This is a genomic window from Pseudomonas sp. Tul2A7 (assembly GCF_054790505.1).
This window is the reverse complement of record NZ_CP186499.1, coordinates 4,716,230-4,733,280: the sequence shown is the minus strand read 5'-3', so window position 1 is coordinate 4,733,280 and position 17,051 is coordinate 4,716,230. Positions and strand designations below refer to the sequence as shown.

The following is a 17,051-nucleotide window of genomic DNA, read 5'->3' as shown; positions in this document are numbered from 1 at the left end:
AGTTGTACCGATGAAAATGTTTGGCAGGACTCTGCTGACACTGTCCTTAATGGGCGCAATGGTCATGGGCGCCCAGGCCAACGACAAGGTGCTGCGTGTTTACAACTGGTCCGATTACATCGCGCCGGACACCGTCAAGAAGTTCGAAGACGAAACCGGCATCCGCGTGACCTATGACGTCTTCGACAGCAACGAAACCCTTGAGGCGCGCTTGCTGGCGGGCAAATCCGGCTACGACTTGGTCGTGCCGTCGAACAGTTTCCTGGCCAAGCAGATCAAGGCCGGCGTCTATCAGACCCTGGACAAATCGAAGCTGCCGAACTGGAAGAATCTCAACCCGGTGCTGTTGAAAAACGCCGCCGCCAGTGATCCGGACAACGCCCATGCGTTCCCGTACATGTGGGGCTCGATCGGCATCGGTTTCAATCCGGCCAAGGTCAAGGAAGTGCTCGGCGCCAACGCCCCGACCAACTCCTGGGACTTGCTGTTCAAACCGGAAAACGCTGAAAAACTCAAAGCCTGCGGCATCAGTTTCCTCGACTCGCCGACGGAAATGATCCCGGCCGCCCTGCACTACCTGGGCTACCCGGTGAACGACAAGGACACCGCGCACATCAAGGAAGCCGAGGCGCTGTTCATGAAGATTCGCCCAAATGTGGCGTACTTCCATTCCTCGAAATACATCTCGGATCTGGCCAACGGCAACATCTGCGTGGCAGTCGGTTACTCCGGCGACGTGCTGCAGGCCAAGGCCCGCGCGGTGGAATCGGGCAACAACGTGGTGATCGACTACAGCATTCCCAAGGAAGGCGCCGGCAGCTTCTACGACATGGTCGCGATCCCGCGTGATGCCGCCAACGTCGAGAACGCCTACCTGTTCATGGATTTCCTGATGCGCCCGGACATCATCGCCGAGATCACCAACAGCAACGGCTACAGCAACGCCAACGCGGCGGCTACGCCATTGGTGGATGAAGCGATCCGCAACGATCCGGGTTCGTACCCGTCGCAAGCGGTGATGGCAACGCTGTATGCGGTGCCGGATCAGCCGATTGCCACGCAGCGAATCATGACCCGTGGCTGGACCCGGGTGAAACTCGGTAAGTAAAAACACCGGTGATCAAAAATGTGGGAGCGAGCCTGCTCGCGAAAGCGGTAGGACAGGCGACGAAAATGTTGGATGTGCCGACGCCTTCGCGAGCAGGCTCGCTCCCACAGTAAAGCGATGCAGTGTAAAAATTTCCCGTTCACGCAGCGCCTTACCACCGCTGCACCCTGCAATGAACGGCCTCACCTGGCTTCCTCGGTCAAGGTGAATTTCAGGCGCCCTCGGGCGCCTTTTTTGTGCCTTCACATCAATGGCCAGTCCTGCAGGATCCGGTAGCGCCCTTTGTGCGATTCGAACAAGGCAAAACGCTCAGCGCGCAGGAAAAACTCTGGCGGCGTAGCAGATTCCGGTTCCGGCGCACGGTAGTCGCGGGCCAGGGTCAGGTGCGGGCGAAACTCGCGGGGCGTCTCTTCCAGACCAAAAGGTAACATCGCCTGTTCCAGCGCGTAGACCAGGCGCAGTAACGCCGGCGGTGCCTGCTCCGGCGCGAGCGACAACACCCCGGCGCGATGCCAGACCTGCAAACGATCCAGCGCAATCTTCAATGTTTCACCCGGCGTGCGCACTTGCCCGGCCGCTTCACAGACTTCACTGATCTGCGCCAATGGCACCGCGCCAAGGAACAGCAACGTCAGATGAAAATTATCCGCAGGCACCGGTTTGCCGGTTCTCAAACCCAGATCCGCTCGCCATTGCGCAATCGCCTTGCGCTGCGCCGGCGGGCAATCGAGGGCGAAAAACAGTCGCTTCGCTTCATCGGTCATGGCCCTGCTCCCCTGTTCATCGTGATCCGCCGGATTCTACACAGCCTGATCTGACGACTCGTGACAGGAAGCTATAGTTCAAGGATTGCCATCAACCGGAGGCCGCCATGCGCGAGATCCTCAGCAAAGAACCATGGTGGGCCCGACCGCCCAATCCCGGGCAGGATGAAAGCGAACTGGAATGGGGCTGGCTGGTGCATTACGGCGAGGGTGAGCCGCGTTTCGAGTTCGTCCGCGAACGCCCGACGGACGAGCAGATCCGCAACCGCAAAAGCTGCAGAATCACGCCCTCAACCGAGTGAATACAGCCGGTAAACACTCACCCTGTGGGAGCGAGCCTGCTCGCGAAAGCGGAGTATCAGTGACCTTTTTGTCGATTGACACACCGCATTCGCGAGCAGGCTCGCTCCCACAGGGGTTTGTGGTGAAGCATGAATCTTGCCCATTCCGCAATTGGCAGGGGTTCAAGGTTCGAGGATATTTTTAAAACCACCAAAGATCATGCGTTGACCATCGAACCCCATCGGGTTGACGTCCGGTTGCATGCGCGGGTCTTCCATCATTTTGCCCATGCCGGCGTCGCGTGTGGCTTTGTCCGGCCAGATCAGCCAGCCGGACGACACCGTCTCGCCTTCCTTGAGTTTGACCGCCATCGGGAATGAGGTGACTTTACCCTCCGGCACGTCATCGCCCCAGCACTGAACCACTTCCTGTGCGCCGTATTCCTTGAACAGTTTCGCCGCGATTTCACAGTGCTTTTTGTACTGCTCACGATTGGCAGTCGGCACCGGCGCTACAAAAATATCGATGTAAGCCATGATCACTCTCCTTGCACGTTGGGTTCGATCTGCTGACTGGTCGATTGCGGCGGTTGCCATTCGACAGCATTCACCCCCAACCCGACCGACGGTTCATCGCCCCCGCCCAGATTGCGCTCGACTTGCCCGGCCATGTGCAGCGTGCCGGCCATGACGCCGGTGGTCGGGTTCTGCACCAGTTTCAGCCAGGCCTTGTCGAAGGTGCTGCCCAGACTGCTGCGGATCAGCGCTTCGCTGTCAGGGCGGTCATTGGCCTGAATGATCGCGCGAATGCCCGCCACTCCCACCGAAATCAGTCCGCCAGCCAGTTTCCCGGCCGCTGCTGCCACTGCACTGGCAGCCCCACGCGGGGCCATTTCCGCTTCCATGCGCTGACTGGCGCGCTTGGCCACCGGCGCCATGCCCGCGTCGGTCGAGGCAATGCCCTTGGCGCCACCCTCGGTGTGAATCTTGTCGATCAGCGCGGCGTAGGCCGGCAGCGTGTTCAGCGGCTCGGTACTGATGATCTGAAACAGCGAAGCATCCCGCGCCGGCGGCGGGCCCAGCGCAATGGCCGGGACTTTCTGCAAATGCCCATTGAGCTGACCAACGGGCACACCATGACGCTGGGCGATGAGCGGCATCTGCTGTGCCATCAACTGCGCATAGAACGCCGTGGCCTGGCCGAGAATCGCGTCCGGATCGACCTCCACCGCCACTGGCGCCAGCACCCTTTCCTGATATTGCTCAAGCAGATACGCCGCCAGACGCTTGGCCGACGCATCTTGCTCACCACCGGCATTGATCGTGTACCAACTGACCTTCATCGACAGCCATTCCTGGGTCCAGTAGCTGCTGAACCACGGGATGAAATTTTCTTCAGTTTGCTGATAGACCCGAGTGCGCCAATGTTCCATCGAGCCACGGGCGAAGACTTTGACCTGCTCGGTGGACTGCTGCGAAGCACTGACGATTTCCCGGTCGATCTGCTGCCAGGTTGCAGGCGAGATGAACACGGCCTGGGGCGCTGCCACCGGGGCCCGCGCGGAAGTCGCGCAGCCGGCCAGCAGAAGCAGTGCGGCGACGAGCAGCGCACGCGGGTTCACGGTGGCGGTTTCCTTTAAACAGGGACGATGCAGATCTGAGTATAGGTGTGAGTATCGGGCCGTTTGTCCGGTTGTGGCTGGACTGGCGCCTTCGCGAGCAGGCTCGCTCCCACAGGGGAATGCATTTCAAAGTGGGAGCGAGCCTGCTCGCGAAGGCGCCATCAGCAACACCCCAAAAGCCCCAACCATCACTGCCATCGATATTCACCATCGCCACGAATGCCTTCCGCCCACCCCCCATGAAAGGCACGATTAGCCCATCCGGAACACAACGAGGAGTTCACAACATGATTCACACCCACGTCACACTCTCCGTGAGTTTCCCGGTGTTCGGCAGCAACTATTACGACCAGCACGGCGTGTCGCACAAGGCGCAGGCACTGGTGTTCAACGAAGATTTCGAAGATCTGCTGATGCCGGCTGCAACCAATCACTTCAGCAATGAAGTGGTCGGCATCAACGATCAGTTCCGTTTTCTGAGCGACATTCTCGCCACCCATTTGCTGGACATCGAGGCCGCCGTGCCTGCGCGATCCAGCGTCCGGGCGAGCGCTCACTTTTAATTGCCGTAACGGACGCCTGGACAACCGAGCGCCCATGAAAAAGCCCACTGGTCATCACGACTCAGTGGGCTTTTTTACATCGGCGATAAATGCAGTCAGCGCTTCCAGCACTCGGAATAACGCGAGCACACGTCGTACTGCGTATCCATTTGCGCCATGCGCTCGAGATGATGATTGATGGTCTCGGCCATCACCTTATTGGTGGCCTGGAAATAATCCATGATCGCCAGTTTTTCCTGCTCGGCCGGCGCCGAATTAGCGCGCTTGCCGGACGTATCTTCGCTGTGCGACCACTCTTTCAACTGCTTGTCGTCAACGCTGCGCAGGCGCTGGCGATATTCATCGGTGGCCACTTGCAGCGCCCGCGTCCTGTTAGTGCCCGCCTCTTTTTCGAATTCAACAAGGTTCTGACGGTACAGCGTCCAATACTCGTCTGGCAGGGCAAAACCGAGTTTGCCCTTGCGCTCGCTGATCAGCGATTCGAGTTTCTCAGGCGTCATGCTGGCAGGCGGCTCCTTGGCCGGGTCGGGCTTGATCATGACAATCACGCTGCCATTGACGATCTGCTCGATCAGCGCAGCACGCTCTGGCGTGTCCGGCAGCAGCTTCGGCGGTTGCGGGAAAAGTGCGTTGCGCCCGTAACAGGCAGGAAAACCGCCACGCTTGACGGTCAGAGGCATACGCACATCCTTGCCATCCACCCGCTGCAAACGCTCCACCAACGTCGAACACTGGCCACGTCCGGTAAAGCCGAAGGTCACCTCGTATTCGGCGCCGCGCTCCGGTTTCAAGTTGAATCCGGTACCACAGGTACCATGCCCCAACTGAGTCATGACCTGGAGATACAGGTCTTTTTCCGGCGGCAATTTGATTTCCAGATAACCACGGGCGTCTTTGGGTGCGGCGACGCTCATGCCGACCCGGCGCTGGCTCTCGGCGATAAACAGATTGTTCAGCGGCCCGGTGCTCATGCCATCGCAATGCTCGGCATCGAAATAATTGAGGGTGGCATTGGACATGTTAGCGACGAAACGCAGTTTGGCTGCGTCAGGCACGCTGGCGTCCTGATAAGTCCCCGTCTGCGTGCAGCCGACGAGTGCAAAAGCGGCTACGACAGAGCTGAACAGCGCAGGCGAATAGCGCAGAAAAGAAGCGACAGACATGATCATCCTTGGAGAAAGGCGCGAAAAAGCGGCGATGCTACTGAATTGCCACTACTGCGTCCACCCTCGTCATGTCTGTTCGCTTGGGTGTCTGCCGATTACTTCACGGCTCAGTCATCATCCCGATCGCGATAGTAACGACGCCCGTCGCGGCGATCATCGCGATCATCCCAACGCCGATCGTGGTCGTAATTGCGGCCATGATCGCGGTCGTAATGCCGGCCATGGCGGTGGTCATCATCAAAATCCGCGACGCAGCCGCCGAGCAATACGGCGGCAGTCACAGTCAGCAGCATCGTTGTTGCACGCTTCATTCAACACTTCCCTAAAACCAAGGTCTTGACGACGGAATCGGCCACGCTGCCCACGCCTTCAGGACGCGGTGCGCGCAGCCGCAGATACGACCGGGCAAATCAGCGTTGATTCAGTGGCCACCATTGACCGTTGGTCGCCCCGTCCGCGCTGTACGAGCGGCGGCGAAATGCCACCTATACTGCTTGCAACCTAGCCCCACGCAATGGATCTGCGCCCTCAATAACAACAAGCAGAGGTGGACCATGGTCTGGCAGCAAATTTACGACCCGTTCGGCAACCCGGTGATCTCCACGCTCATGGCCGCCGTACCGGTGGTGGTGATGCTCGCGGCGCTGGCGTTCTTTCATGTCAAAGCGCATCTCGCGGCGCTGTTGGCACTGGCGTCCGCCCTGCTGATTTCGACTTTTGCCTTCGGCATGCCGGCGAGCATGGCCGGCTCAGCGGCGTTGTTCGGTGCCGCGAATGGCTTGCTGCCAATCGGCTGGATCGTCCTCAACATCATTTTTCTGCATCGCCTGACCACCGAGAACGGCTCGTTCAAAGTGCTGCAGGATTCTCTCGCGCGGATCACCGATGACCGACGTTTGCAGCTACTGCTGATCGCGTTCTGCTTCGGTGCGTTTTTCGAAGGCGCGGCGGGGTTCGGTACGCCGGTGGCGGTGACCGGGGCGATTCTGATCGGGCTGGGGTTTTCGCCGTTGGCCGCGTCAGGTCTGGCGCTGATCGCCAACACCGCGCCGGTGGCATTCGGCGCGCTAGGCACGCCGATCATCACGCTGGCCAAAGTCACCGGGCTGGATGAAATGGAGCTGTCGATGATGGTCGGTCGGCAGTTGCCGTTTTTCTCGGTGCTGGTGCCGTTCTGGTTGATCTGGGCGTTTGCCGGTTGGCGCAAGATGCTGGAGATCTGGCCGGCGATTCTGGTGGCCGGCGTCAGCTTCGCGATCCCGCAATTTCTGGTGTCGAACTACCACGGGCCAATGCTGGTGGACGTGATCGCCGCGCTGATTTCCATGGCCTGTCTGACGCTGTTTTTAAAGGTGTGGAAACCGGCGACCATTCACACCTCCGCTGCGCTTTCGGGGCGCGTAGACAACTCCAAGGTCGATGAAGAAAAAGTCACCGCCAGCGCCGCGTTCAGTGATCAGGCGCGCCCGGCGGTGATGCGCGCGTGGATGCCATGGATCATCCTCACCGTGTTTGTGTTTGCCTGGGGCACGCAGGGCTTCAAGAATATGTTCGACACCCGGCCCGCCATTGATCCGGTAACCCACTCGGCCAAGCTCGATCCCGCCGGCAAACCGCTGCGCGAGGCCAACCCGATTTTCGCCCCGGCCGTGACCTTTACCACGCTGCACCTGCAAATCGAAAAAGTCCCGCCGGTGGTTGCCGCGCCGAAAGCGGAAGAAGCGGTGTACAAATTCACCTGGCTGACCGCCACCGGCAGCGGGATCTTGCTGGCGGCGATTGTCGGTGGCCTGCTGATGGGCTACTCGATTTCGCAACTGATCAAGCAGTATCTGCGCACGTTGTGGGTCGTGCGGTTTTCGCTGATTACCATCGCGGCGATGCTGGCGCTGGGGTTTCTCACGCGCTACTCGGGACTCGACGCGACCATGGGCCTGGCGTTTGCGGCGACGGGGATTTTCTATCCGATGTTCGGCACCTTGCTCGGTTGGCTGGGTGTGGCGTTGACCGGTTCGGATACGGCGTCGAACGTTCTGTTTGGCGGGTTGCAGCGGGTGACGTCGGAACAGCTCGGGATCAGTCCGGTGCTGATGGCGGCGGCGAACAGCTCCGGCGGGGTGATGGGCAAAATGGTCGATGCACAATCGATCGTGGTCGCCTCCACCGCGACCCGCTGGTATGGGCATGAGGGCGAGATTCTGCGCTACGTGTTCTTCCACTCGATCGTGCTGGCGATCCTGGTCGGCGGACTGGTGACATTGCAGGCGTATGTGGCGCCGTTTACTTCGATGGTGGTGGGCGGGCATTAGTCCGGCCGGACACATATCCAATGTGGGAGCGAGCCTGCTCGCGAAGGCGTCCGGTCTGCCAATGAAGATATTGGCTGTGCCGGCCTCTTCGCGAGCAAGCTCGCTCCCACAGGTTTCAAGTTGTGAATGAAATGGTGGTTACCACACAGATCCCTGTAGGAGTGAGCCTGCTCGCGATAGCGGTAGACCTGTGAACGATATAGCGACCGGCACACCGCTATCGCGAGCAGGCTCACTCCTACAGTGGATCTGTGTTGGCCAAGCGATTAATGAGCCACCCGCATAACTCTATAGCGCAAATCCGACAAAACCTTTTCCTCTTCCCGGCAGTCACTCCTTAACGAGACCGGCGATGACGCTGGCTGCCCGCTTGGGCCATCCACGACCCTGCTGCCCTGATGAAGAGAAAAAAGGAATCGAACCATGACGATTTCCCGACGCGGATTTCTGATCCTCGGCGCCGTGACCGCCACCGCCTTCGCGATGCCGCCGTTTATCAGCCTGAAGGCCTACGCGGCCAATCTGGAGCAACCGGCCATGAGCAAAGTGACGATCAACGTCAACGGCAAGCCGCGTGCGCTTGACGTCGACACCCGCACCACCCTCCTTGATGCCTTGCGCGAGCACCTGCACCTGACCGGCAGCAAAAAAGGCTGCGACCACGGCCAGTGCGGCGCCTGCACGGTGATCGCCGATGGTCGACGGATCAATTCCTGTCTGACCCTGGCGGTGATGCACGAAGGCAGTGAGATCACCACCATCGAAGGTCTCGGCATGCCCGACAATCTGCACCCGATGCAAGCCGCGTTCATCAAGCATGACGGCTATCAGTGCGGCTATTGCACACCGGGGCAGATCTGCTCGGCAGTGGCGGTGATCAAGGAAATCCGCGATGGCATTCCCAGCCATGTCAGTGAAAGCCTCACCGAGGCGCCACGGTTGATTGCCAGTGAGTTTCAAGAGCGGATGAGCGGCAATATCTGCCGTTGCGGCGCTTACTCGAACATCATCGAAGCCATCACTGAAGTCGCGGAGGTGCCGGCATGAGACCGTTCAATTACAGCCGCGCCGACTCCCCCGCCGCGGCCGCCGCACAAGCAGCACAAGTTGAAGGTGCGCGGTTTATCGCTGGCGGCACCAACCTGCTCGACCTGATGAAACTCGACATCGAAACGCCGTTGCACCTGATCGACGTCAATCACCTTGGCCTGGACCAGATCGAAGCCACGCCTGAAGGCGGATTGCGCATCGGTGCGCTGGTGCGCAACACCGATCTGGCCGCTGACGCGCGCATCAGAAAAGACTACGCCCTGCTCTCCCGCGCCTTGCTCGCGGGCGCTTCCGGGCAGTTGCGCAACATGGCCACCACTGCTGGCAACCTGTTGCAACGCACGCGCTGTCCCTACTTCTACGACACGAATCAGGCCTGCAACAAACGCCAACCCGGCAGCGGTTGTGCAGCGATCGGCGGGGTCAGTCGGCAACTGGGCATCATCGGCGTCAGCGACGCGTGCATCGCCACGCACCCGAGCGACATGGCAATTGCCATGCGCGCGCTCGATGCGCAGATTGAAACGGTGAAACCCGATGGCACGACCCGCAGCATCGCCATTGCCGATTTCCATCAGTTGCCCGGCACCACGCCAAACATCGAAACCAGCCTCACGCCCGGCGAGTTCATCACCTCGGTGACACTGCCCGCACCGCTCGGCGGCACCCACGTTTATCACAAGGTGCGCGATCGATCCTCCTATGCGTTTGCGCTGGTGTCGGTCGGTCTGATCCTGCAAAAGGACGGCAGTGGCCGCATCGCCGTCGGCGGTATCGCGCCGAAACCATGGCGGGTTGAAGCCGCCGAAGCGTTGCTGCCCCAAGGCGCCAAAGCCGTCAGTGCACGCCTGCTCGACGGCGCCACGCCGACCCACGACAACCAATTCAAACTGACCCTGGTCGAGCGCACGCTCGGTTCGGTGTTGGCGCAAGCGAGGGATGAAGCATGAAATTCGACACGCCCGCCACCACCAACCCGATCGACCAGTTGAAGGTCATCGGCCAACCCACAGACCGCATCGAAGGCCCGCTGAAAACCAGCGGTCAGGCGCCTTACGCCTACGAGCAGCACGAGGCGGTGGCCAATCAGGCTTACGGTGTCATGGTCGGCTCGGCCATCGCCAAGGGCCGCATCAACAATATCGATCTTGAACAGGCGAAAGCCGCGCCGGGTGTGCTGGCCATCGTCACCGCCGCCAACGCCGGCAAACTCGGCAAAGGCCAATACAACGCCGCGCATCTGTTGGCCGGGCCGGAGATTCAGCACTATCACCAGGCTGTTGCGCTGGTGGTTGCCGAGACCTTTGAACAGGCGCGCGCCGCTGCGCAATTGGTCAAGGTCGACTACGTCGCGGCCAAAGGCGAGTTCGATCTGGCCAGCGTGCGCGACCAGGGCGTCGAGCCGAAAGACGAGTTGCCCGACGTCAGCCACGGTGATTTCGCCAAGGCGTTCGCCGCCGCGCCGGTGCAGTTCGATCAGACCTACACCACGCCGGATCAGTCCCACGCGATGATGGAGCCGCACGCCACACTGGCGGCGTGGAAAGGCGATCAACTGACCTTGTGGACATCGAATCAGATGATCGCGTGGAGCGTCGGCGACATCGCCACGACGCTCGGTTTGCCCAAGGAAAAGGTGCGGCTGATTTCGCCGTACATTGGCGGTGGTTTCGGCGGCAAGTTGTTCGTGCGCGCCGATGCGATTCTTGCCGCCCTCGGTGCGCGCATGGCCGGCAGACCGGTGAAAGTCGCCCTCGCCCGCCCGCAGATCGCCAACAACACCACTCACCGCCCGGCGACGATTCAGCGCATTCGCATGGGCGCGACAGCGGACGGCAAACTCACTGCGATCGCCCACGAAGGCTGGTCGGGCAACTTGGCTGAAGGCAAGGTCGAGGTCGCAGCGCAGCCGAGTCAGTTGTTGTACGCGGCGGAAAATCGGCTGGTCAGCATGCGTCTGGCGCCGCTGGATTTGCCCGAAGGCAACGCCATGCGCGCACCCGGTGAAACGCCGGGGCTGATGGTCCTGGAAATTGCCATGGACGAGATGGCCGAGCAGCTCAAGCTTGATCCGGTCCAGTTCCGGATTCTCAACGACACGCAGGTCGATCCGGTGAAAACCGAGCGGCCGTTCTCGCAGCGGCGCCTGATCGAATGCCTGCAGACCGGTGCCGAGAAATTCGGTTGGGACAAACGCAATGCGCAACCAGGTACACGGCGTGAGGGTCGCTGGCTGATCGGCATGGGCGTGGCGGCGGCGATCCGCAACAACCTGCTGGTCAAGTCGGGCGCACGGGTGCGGCTGGAGCGCGATGGCAAGGTCACGGTGGAAACCGACATGACCGATATCGGCACCGGCAGTTACACGATCATCGCGCAGACGGCGGCCGAGATGATGGGCGTTGGTTTGAAGGATGTGAGCGTGCATCTGGGCGATTCGAGTTTTCCAGTGTCGGCAGGTTCCGGCGGACAATTTGGCGCTAACTGCTCGACTGCCGGAGTGTATGCCGCGTGTATGAAATTGCGTGAGGCGGTGGCGGGCAAGTTGGGGATGGCGGCGGATCAGGCGGAGTTTGTCGACGGTGAGGTGCGGCTCGGCAGCAAGAGCGTGCCATTGAGCAATGCCGCGCAGAACGGCGTTGTGGAGGCCGAGGACAGCATCGAATTTGCCGACCTGGCCGAGCAGTATCAGCAGTCGACGTTTGGTGCGCATTTCGTCGAGGTTGCGGTGGATGCCGCGACCGGTGAAGTGCGAGTCCGCCGGATGTTGGCGGTGTGCGCGGCCGGGCGAATTCTCAACCCGAAAGCGGCGCGCAGTCAGGTGATCGGCGCAATGACCATGGGCGTTGGTGCGGCATTGATGGAAGAGTTGGCGGTGGACAAGAAGCTCGGTTTTTTCGTCAATCATGATCTGGCCGGGTATGAAGTGCCGGTGCATGCCGACATACCGCATCAGGAGGTGATTTTCCTTGATGAGACGGATCCGGTGTCTTCGCCGATGAAGGCCAAAGGTGTTGGTGAGTTGGGGATTTGCGGGGTCAGCGCGGCGGTGGCGAATGCGATTTACAACGCCACGGGGGCCCGGGTGCGGGAGTATCCGGTTACGCTGGACAAGATTTTGTCGTCGTTGCCGGAGATGATCTGAATGACCTGAAAAAGCCCCTCACCCTAGCCCTCTCCCAGAGGGAGAGGGGACCGATCCGGGGATATTCGGAAGCTGCACCGACTTGAACGTCTTGCTGTGAATCCATAATCGATACCGCCATTTCAGGTCGATGGATAGCGTTTTGCTGTGAATCCATAATCGACTCGGTCTCCCAGGTCGATGGATAACGCCAGACACCTCGGTCGGCCCCCTCTCCCTCCGGGAGAGGGCTGGGGTGAGGGAAATGGAAGAATTTCACCGATCTGAAAACCCCAATGTGAATCCATAATCGACTCGGTCTCCCAGGTCGATGTATGACGCCAGACACCTCGGTCGGCCCCCTCTCCCTCCGGGAGAGGGCTGGATGAGGGAAATGGAAGAATTTCACCGATCTGAAAACCCCAATGTGAATCCATAATCGACTCGGTCTCCCAGGTCGATGTATGACGCCAGACACCTCGGTCGACCCCCTCTCCCTCCGGGAGAGGGCTGGGGTGAGGGAAGTCAGAGAATTTCACCGATCTGAAAACCCCAATGTGAATCCATAATCGACTCGGTCTCCCCAGGTCGATGTATGACGCCAGACACCTCGGTCGGCCCCCTCTCCCTCCGGGAGAGGGCTGGGGTGAGGGAAATGGAAGAATTTCACCGATCTGAAAACCCCACTGTGAATCCATAATCGACCCGGTCTCTCAGGTCGATGGATAACGCCAGACACCTCGGTCGGCCCCCTCTCCCTCCGGGAGAGGGCTGGGGTGAGGGAAATGGAAGAATTTCACCGATCTGAAAACCCCACTGTGAATCCATAATCGACCCGGTCTCTCAGGTCGATGGATAACGCCAGACACCTCGGTCGGCCCCCTCTCCCTCCGGGAGAGGGCTGGGATGAGGGAAATGGAAGAATTTCACCGATCTGAAAACCCCACTGTGAATCCATAATCGACCCGGTCTCTCAGGTCGATGCATAACGCCAGACACCTCGGTCGGCCCCCTCTCCCTCCGGGAGAGGGCTGCGGTGAGGGAAATGGAAGAATTTCACCGATCTGAAAACCCCAATGTGAATCCATAATCGACCCGGTCTCCCAGGTCGATGGATAACGCCAGACACCTCGGTCGGCCCCCTCTCCCTCCGGGAGAGGGCTGGGGTGAGGGAAATGGAAGAATTTCACCGATCTGAAAACCCCAATGTGAATCCATAATCGACCCGGTCTCTCAGGTCGATGGATAACGCCAGACACCTCGGTCGGCCCCCTCTCCCTCCGGGAGAGGGCTGGGGTGAGGGAAGCGCTTCACTCGGAACCCGGATACTGCTCATCACTCACCTGCTCCATCCAATCCACTACTTTGCCATCCAACACCTCAGCAATAGCAATATGCGTCATCGCCGCAGTCGGCGCCGCCCCGTGCCAATGCTTTGCCCCCGGCGCGATCCACACCGTATCCCCAGGACGAATCTCACGCACCGGCTGCCCCCATTCCTGCACAAACCCGGAACCGGCCGTGACGATCAAGGTCTGTCCCAATGGATGCGTGTGCCAAGCGGTACGCGCGCCCGGCTCAAACGTCACCGTCGCACCACTGACCCGCGCCTCGTCTGTGCCTTTGAACGGCGCATCGACACGGACAGTGCCGGTGAACCAATCCGTCGGGCCTTTGGCCGAAGGTTGCGAGCCATTGGGCGTGACCGTCACACGCGGGGTTTCATCGGCCTGCACCTCACCCGCCAACAGAGAAAGGGTCAACGCAGAAGCAGCAATCGGGTTCATGGTGGTTCCTCCGGATATTCAATGCCACCACTGTACCGACACCAACTCTTCAGATAATCGACTAGAATTCAAAAAAACTTATGCAGGACACTCATCAATGCTGCGTGAAAATGCCACCGATCTGCTCGCCTTCCTCGCCGTAGCCCGCGAGCGCAGTTTCACCAAAGCGGCGGCCAAACTCGGCGTATCGCAATCGGCGCTCAGCCACACCATTCGCGCACTCGAAGCCCGTTTGGGCCTGCGTCTGCTGACCCGCACTACTCGCAGCGTCTCGCCCACCGAGGCTGGCGAACACTTGCTGCAAACCATCGGCCCGCGCTTCGAAGAAATCGAACTGGAACTCGCGGCGCTGAGTAACCTGCGCGACACCCCCGCCGGCAAGCTCCGCATCAGTGCCACCGATCATTCGCTGGACTGGCTGCTGCGCCCGGTGCTCAAAGACTTTCTGCCGCAGTACCCGGACATCGCCGTCGAAGTCTGCTGCGATTATGGTTTCGTCGACATCGCCGGCCAGGGTTTCGACGCCGGCGTGCGCCTGGGCGAAGACGTCGCACAAGGCATGATCGCCACCCGCATCGGCCCCGACATGCGCATGGCGGTGGTGGGTTCATCCGCCTATTTCGCCAAACGCCCCCCGCCGCAAACGCCACGCGATCTGACCGACCACGCCTGCAATAACCTGCGCCTGCCCACCAATGGCGGGTTGTACAGCTGGGAATTCGAAAAGGCTGGGGAAAGCCTGAAAGTGCGAGTATCCGGGCAGATCACCCTGAACGGCGTCTACCCGTTGCTCGACGCTGCGCTGGACGGTTTTGGCCTGAGTTACATCCCGGAAAACGTCGTCGCGCCATATCTGGCCGACGGCCGTTTACTGCAGGTGCTGGAGGATTGGTGCCCGACGTTTGCCGGGTATCACCTGTATTACCCGAGTCGACGTCAGGCAGCACCGGCGTTTGCGTTGTTGCTGGAGGCGTTGCGCTATCGCACTTGAGCGACTTGTCACGTTTTAAAGCAACCCGCAGCGCCCCAAGACGCCTTGGCTATCTGCACGGCCGCGTACACAGAGTTCGCCGTCACGGTTGCAATCTGCCCGCGCTGCATGCCCAGACAAACATACTGTTCGTTATGGGCGTACGCAGCGAACAAAATCAGCAAGAGACAAACCCCGGTGCAATAGGTGAACCTGCGGCCTTGCACGTCCATGATCGTTCTTCTTTGGTGAGGCAGGAATCTCCATACTCACCGACAAACACCCCCCTTCCAACTGTCAGATATGACAGTCTTTCAGACCGTTTCGAAATTAATACAACCCTGAACCAACGCGAAGTCGCGATCGTTTGGGGAGCTCGATCAACCCATCAACGCAATCAACTGATGCCGCTGCGCATCCGTGAGCATCGGCCCGAACCCGGCCTTGGCGTTATCGGCCATGTAACGTGGATTGCCCGTGCCCGGGATCACGCAGGTCACCGCTGAATGCGACAGCAGAAACTTCAACGCCAGTTGCGGCCAACTGTTGACCTGCACGTCCGACACCCAGCCCGGCAGCGGTTTGCCTTTGAGCCGGGCCAGCAGTCCCCCGCCACCGAACGGCCGATTACAGATCACTGCCACGCCACGCTCGCGACACAGTGGCAGAATGCGTTTTTCCACGCCACGGTCATCGAGGGCGTAATTGATTTGCAGAAAATCCAGTTGTTCGGCCTTCAGCACCGCTTCGACTTCTTCATAGGCCGAGTCCGTGTAATGGGTGATGCCGATGTAACGGATGCGCCCCTGGGCTTTCCATTCACGCAGGGTCGGCAGGTGGGTTTGCCAGTCGAGCAGGTTGTGGATCTGCATCAGGTCGATGCGTTCGGTGCGCAGCAGGCTGAACGACTGCTCCATCTGCGCGATGCCTTCCTTGCGCCCGCGCGTCCACACCTTGGTCGCCAGAAACGCCGGCGAGCGTGGTTCGTGGATCGACAGCAGTTCACCGGTGGTCTGTTCGGCGCGGCCATACATCGGTGAACTGTCGATCAGCGTTCCGCCCTTGGTGAACAGTTCATCAAGCACCGCCGGCAACTGCCGGTAGGCCGGATCGCCGGGCGCGACGTCGAAGCCGCGATAGGTGCCCAGACCCACGATGGGCAGCGACTCGACGCTGGACGGGATGGCGCGGGTCTGCATGGCGTGGCCTCCGGTAGTCGCGGACGTGGTGGTTGTGGCCAACGCCCGATCAAAGGTGAAGACCGCCGAAACCCCGGCAGCCAGCGTGAGCAATCGGCGACGGGAGTAACCCTCAGTGTGGCTCATGCTGGTTCCCCTGCTGCGTGAATCTGTTGCATGTTGTGTGTGCGATCGGCCCGGTTGCAGGGCTGGACTACACTGCGACAGCGATCCTTCACACACCGTTAAAAGTAGCCGAATGTCCCGAACCCTGATGTCACTCGTCGCATTGATCGTTGCCGTGTACCTGGTGCTGTGTGCGGCGCTGTTCTTTTTTCAGCGCTCGCTGATCTATTTTCCGCAGCCCAATGCCGTCACTTCCGCTGATTCACGGATGACACTGTCGATGCCGGACGCGCAGATTTCGCTGATCACCCGCGAACGCGCCGGGCCAAGAGCGCTGATCTATTTCGGCGGCAATGCCGAGGACGTGTCGCGCAATCTGCCGGAGTTTGCCGAGGCGTTTCCCGATTACGCGGTGTATCTGCTGAACTATCGCGGTTTCGGTGGCAGCGATGGTTCACCGTCCGAGGCGGCGATTGCCGAGGATGCGCTGGCGCTGTTCGATCAGGTCTACGCCAGTCACCCGCAGGTGGCGGTGGTCGGGCGCAGCCTCGGTTCTGGCGTCGCGGTGCGTCTGGCCAGTCAGCGACCGGTGCAGCATTTGATTCTGGTGACGCCTTACAACAGCCTTGAAGAAATCGCGGCGCGGCAATATCCGTGGGTGCCGGTGAAGTGGTTACTCAAGGATCGCTTTGAATCCGGCAAATACGCCGCGCATATTCGCGTGCCGACGCTGTTGCTGGCGGCGAGTGACGACGAGGTGATTCCGCGCGCCAGCACCCAGCGCTTGCTGGAGAATTTCCCGCAAGGCGTGGCGGTGCTCCGGGTGGTGCCGGATTCGGGGCATAACTCGATTTCCGACCGTGTGCAGTATTTGCAGTGGATGGGGGATGTGTTGAATCGGTGATAGTGGTCTGCCTGTGTCTTTTGTATTGTTTTCAGTGACGCCATCGCGAGCAGGCGAAGGCCTACAGGGGAACGCATTCCAAATGTAGGCCTTCGCCTG

General features: G+C 60.3%; 17 protein-coding genes. 9 read left to right on the top strand and 8 right to left on the bottom strand.

The annotated features are described in order from the left end of the window. The first annotated feature begins 10 nt into the window (after positions 1–10). Entirely contained in the window at positions 11–1,108 is a 1,098-nt protein-coding gene (locus ACOYXJ_RS21255; RefSeq protein WP_034155530.1) for a polyamine ABC transporter substrate-binding protein, read from the top strand. Positions 1,109–1,350: 242 nt separating this feature from the next. Here ACOYXJ_RS21255 and thpR read toward each other — a convergent pair whose 3' ends face one another. Further along, entirely contained in the window at positions 1,351–1,872 is a 522-nt protein-coding gene (thpR, locus tag ACOYXJ_RS21250) for an RNA 2',3'-cyclic phosphodiesterase (protein WP_460371295.1), read from the bottom strand. A gap of 107 nt (positions 1,873–1,979) precedes the next feature. On the opposite strand from thpR, the gene ACOYXJ_RS21245 reads away from it, so the two are divergent. Further along, on the top strand, positions 1,980–2,174 hold the full coding sequence (locus tag ACOYXJ_RS21245) for a hypothetical protein (RefSeq protein ID WP_460371294.1): 195 nt from the start codon (positions 1,980–1,982) through the stop codon (positions 2,172–2,174). Between the two features lie 162 nt (positions 2,175–2,336). Here ACOYXJ_RS21245 and ACOYXJ_RS21240 read toward each other — a convergent pair whose 3' ends face one another. After that, on the bottom strand, positions 2,337–2,690 hold the full coding sequence (locus tag ACOYXJ_RS21240; RefSeq protein ID WP_150793721.1) for a DUF1428 domain-containing protein: 354 nt from the start codon (positions 2,688–2,690) through the stop codon (positions 2,337–2,339). 2 nt (positions 2,691–2,692) lie between these two features. Further along, on the bottom strand, positions 2,693–3,775 hold the full coding sequence (locus ACOYXJ_RS21235) for a hypothetical protein (protein WP_460371293.1): 1,083 nt from the start codon (positions 3,773–3,775) through the stop codon (positions 2,693–2,695). 287 nt (positions 3,776–4,062) lie between these two features. Between ACOYXJ_RS21235 and ACOYXJ_RS21230 the strand changes: the two genes are divergently transcribed. Beyond that, a complete protein-coding gene (locus tag ACOYXJ_RS21230) occupies positions 4,063–4,338 on the top strand; it encodes a hypothetical protein (protein ID WP_460371292.1) in 276 nt (91 codons plus the stop codon). A gap of 95 nt (positions 4,339–4,433) precedes the next feature. On the opposite strand, the gene ACOYXJ_RS21225 is transcribed toward ACOYXJ_RS21230, so the two are convergent. Together ACOYXJ_RS21225 and ACOYXJ_RS21220 are read right to left on the bottom strand one after the other, a co-directional pair. After that, positions 4,434–5,501: a hypothetical protein gene (locus tag ACOYXJ_RS21225; RefSeq protein WP_224793251.1), complete on the bottom strand. Its 1,068-nt coding sequence runs from the start codon at positions 5,499–5,501 to the stop codon at positions 4,434–4,436. Positions 5,502–5,611: 110 nt separating this feature from the next. Then, positions 5,612–5,815 (bottom strand): hypothetical protein, encoded by a 204-nt coding sequence (locus ACOYXJ_RS21220; RefSeq protein ID WP_007918829.1) that lies wholly within the window; start codon positions 5,813–5,815, stop codon positions 5,612–5,614. A gap of 243 nt (positions 5,816–6,058) precedes the next feature. On the opposite strand from ACOYXJ_RS21220, the gene ACOYXJ_RS21215 reads away from it, so the two are divergent. The 4 genes from ACOYXJ_RS21215 (at position 6,059) to paoC (ending at position 12,008) form a co-directional block, all read left to right on the top strand. After that, positions 6,059–7,813, top strand: a complete 1,755-nt coding sequence (locus ACOYXJ_RS21215) for an L-lactate permease (protein ID WP_460371291.1) — start codon at positions 6,059–6,061, stop codon at positions 7,811–7,813. Between the two features lie 423 nt (positions 7,814–8,236). Next, positions 8,237–8,860 carry an aldehyde dehydrogenase iron-sulfur subunit PaoA gene (gene paoA / locus ACOYXJ_RS21210; RefSeq protein WP_095118347.1) on the top strand — a complete coding sequence of 208 codons (624 nt, stop codon included), beginning with the start codon at positions 8,237–8,239 and terminating at the stop codon, positions 8,858–8,860. Continuing rightward, complete coding sequence (locus ACOYXJ_RS21205; RefSeq protein WP_460371290.1) at positions 8,857–9,813, top strand: FAD binding domain-containing protein; 957 nt, start codon at positions 8,857–8,859, stop codon at positions 9,811–9,813. The genes paoA and ACOYXJ_RS21205 overlap by 4 nt, the downstream gene beginning before the upstream one ends. Further along, positions 9,810–12,008, top strand: coding sequence for an aldehyde oxidoreductase molybdenum-binding subunit PaoC (gene paoC, locus ACOYXJ_RS21200; protein ID WP_460371289.1), 2,199 nt, complete (start codon positions 9,810–9,812; stop codon positions 12,006–12,008). The genes ACOYXJ_RS21205 and paoC overlap by 4 nt, the downstream gene beginning before the upstream one ends. Before the next feature lie 1,289 nt (positions 12,009–13,297). On the opposite strand, the gene ACOYXJ_RS21195 is transcribed toward paoC, so the two are convergent. Next, positions 13,298–13,774 carry a (R)-mandelonitrile lyase gene (locus ACOYXJ_RS21195; protein ID WP_150793716.1) on the bottom strand — a complete coding sequence of 159 codons (477 nt, stop codon included), beginning with the start codon at positions 13,772–13,774 and terminating at the stop codon, positions 13,298–13,300. Positions 13,775–13,871: 97 nt separating this feature from the next. On the opposite strand from ACOYXJ_RS21195, the gene ACOYXJ_RS21190 reads away from it, so the two are divergent. After that, positions 13,872–14,765 carry a LysR family transcriptional regulator gene (locus tag ACOYXJ_RS21190; protein WP_150793715.1) on the top strand — a complete coding sequence of 298 codons (894 nt, stop codon included), beginning with the start codon at positions 13,872–13,874 and terminating at the stop codon, positions 14,763–14,765. Between the two features lie 8 nt (positions 14,766–14,773). Here the strand turns inward: ACOYXJ_RS21190 and ACOYXJ_RS21185 are convergent, their stop codons facing one another. Continuing rightward, positions 14,774–14,977, bottom strand: coding sequence for a hypothetical protein (locus tag ACOYXJ_RS21185; RefSeq protein ID WP_034156108.1), 204 nt, complete (start codon positions 14,975–14,977; stop codon positions 14,774–14,776). A gap of 147 nt (positions 14,978–15,124) precedes the next feature. Continuing rightward, positions 15,125–16,069 carry an aldo/keto reductase gene (locus tag ACOYXJ_RS21180; RefSeq protein ID WP_460371288.1) on the bottom strand — a complete coding sequence of 315 codons (945 nt, stop codon included), beginning with the start codon at positions 16,067–16,069 and terminating at the stop codon, positions 15,125–15,127. 112 nt (positions 16,070–16,181) lie between these two features. Here ACOYXJ_RS21180 and ACOYXJ_RS21175 point away from each other — a divergent pair, with 112 nt between their 5' ends. Next, on the top strand, positions 16,182–16,952 hold the full coding sequence (locus ACOYXJ_RS21175; RefSeq protein ID WP_460371287.1) for an alpha/beta hydrolase: 771 nt from the start codon (positions 16,182–16,184) through the stop codon (positions 16,950–16,952). Positions 16,953–17,051 lie beyond the last annotated feature (99 nt).

What these genes read in the sequence shown, in the direction of transcription:
- ACOYXJ_RS21175 (WP_460371287.1), top strand. Translation starts at nt 16,182, where the DNA reads ATGTCCCGAACCCTGATGTCACTCGTCGCATTGATCGTTGCCGTGTAC.
- ACOYXJ_RS21215 (WP_460371291.1), top strand. Translation starts at nt 6,059, where the DNA reads ATGGTCTGGCAGCAAATTTACGACCCGTTCGGCAACCCGGTGATCTCC.
- ACOYXJ_RS21195 (WP_150793716.1), bottom strand. Translation starts at nt 13,774, where the DNA reads ATGAACCCGATTGCTGCTTCTGCGTTGACCCTTTCTCTGTTGGCGGGT.
- ACOYXJ_RS21185 (WP_034156108.1), bottom strand. Translation starts at nt 14,977, where the DNA reads ATGGACGTGCAAGGCCGCAGGTTCACCTATTGCACCGGGGTTTGTCTC.
- ACOYXJ_RS21230 (WP_460371292.1), top strand. Translation starts at nt 4,063, where the DNA reads ATGATTCACACCCACGTCACACTCTCCGTGAGTTTCCCGGTGTTCGGC.
- ACOYXJ_RS21180 (WP_460371288.1), bottom strand. Translation starts at nt 16,069, where the DNA reads ATGAGCCACACTGAGGGTTACTCCCGTCGCCGATTGCTCACGCTGGCT.
- ACOYXJ_RS21220 (WP_007918829.1), bottom strand. Translation starts at nt 5,815, where the DNA reads ATGAAGCGTGCAACAACGATGCTGCTGACTGTGACTGCCGCCGTATTG.
- ACOYXJ_RS21225 (WP_224793251.1), bottom strand. Translation starts at nt 5,501, where the DNA reads ATGTCTGTCGCTTCTTTTCTGCGCTATTCGCCTGCGCTGTTCAGCTCT.
- ACOYXJ_RS21245 (WP_460371294.1), top strand. Translation starts at nt 1,980, where the DNA reads ATGCGCGAGATCCTCAGCAAAGAACCATGGTGGGCCCGACCGCCCAAT.
- ACOYXJ_RS21190 (WP_150793715.1), top strand. Translation starts at nt 13,872, where the DNA reads ATGCTGCGTGAAAATGCCACCGATCTGCTCGCCTTCCTCGCCGTAGCC.
- paoA (WP_095118347.1), top strand. Translation starts at nt 8,237, where the DNA reads ATGACGATTTCCCGACGCGGATTTCTGATCCTCGGCGCCGTGACCGCC.
- thpR (WP_460371295.1), bottom strand. Translation starts at nt 1,872, where the DNA reads ATGACCGATGAAGCGAAGCGACTGTTTTTCGCCCTCGATTGCCCGCCG.
- ACOYXJ_RS21255 (WP_034155530.1), top strand. Translation starts at nt 11, where the DNA reads ATGAAAATGTTTGGCAGGACTCTGCTGACACTGTCCTTAATGGGCGCA.
- ACOYXJ_RS21205 (WP_460371290.1), top strand. Translation starts at nt 8,857, where the DNA reads ATGAGACCGTTCAATTACAGCCGCGCCGACTCCCCCGCCGCGGCCGCC.
- ACOYXJ_RS21240 (WP_150793721.1), bottom strand. Translation starts at nt 2,690, where the DNA reads ATGGCTTACATCGATATTTTTGTAGCGCCGGTGCCGACTGCCAATCGT.
- paoC (WP_460371289.1), top strand. Translation starts at nt 9,810, where the DNA reads ATGAAATTCGACACGCCCGCCACCACCAACCCGATCGACCAGTTGAAG.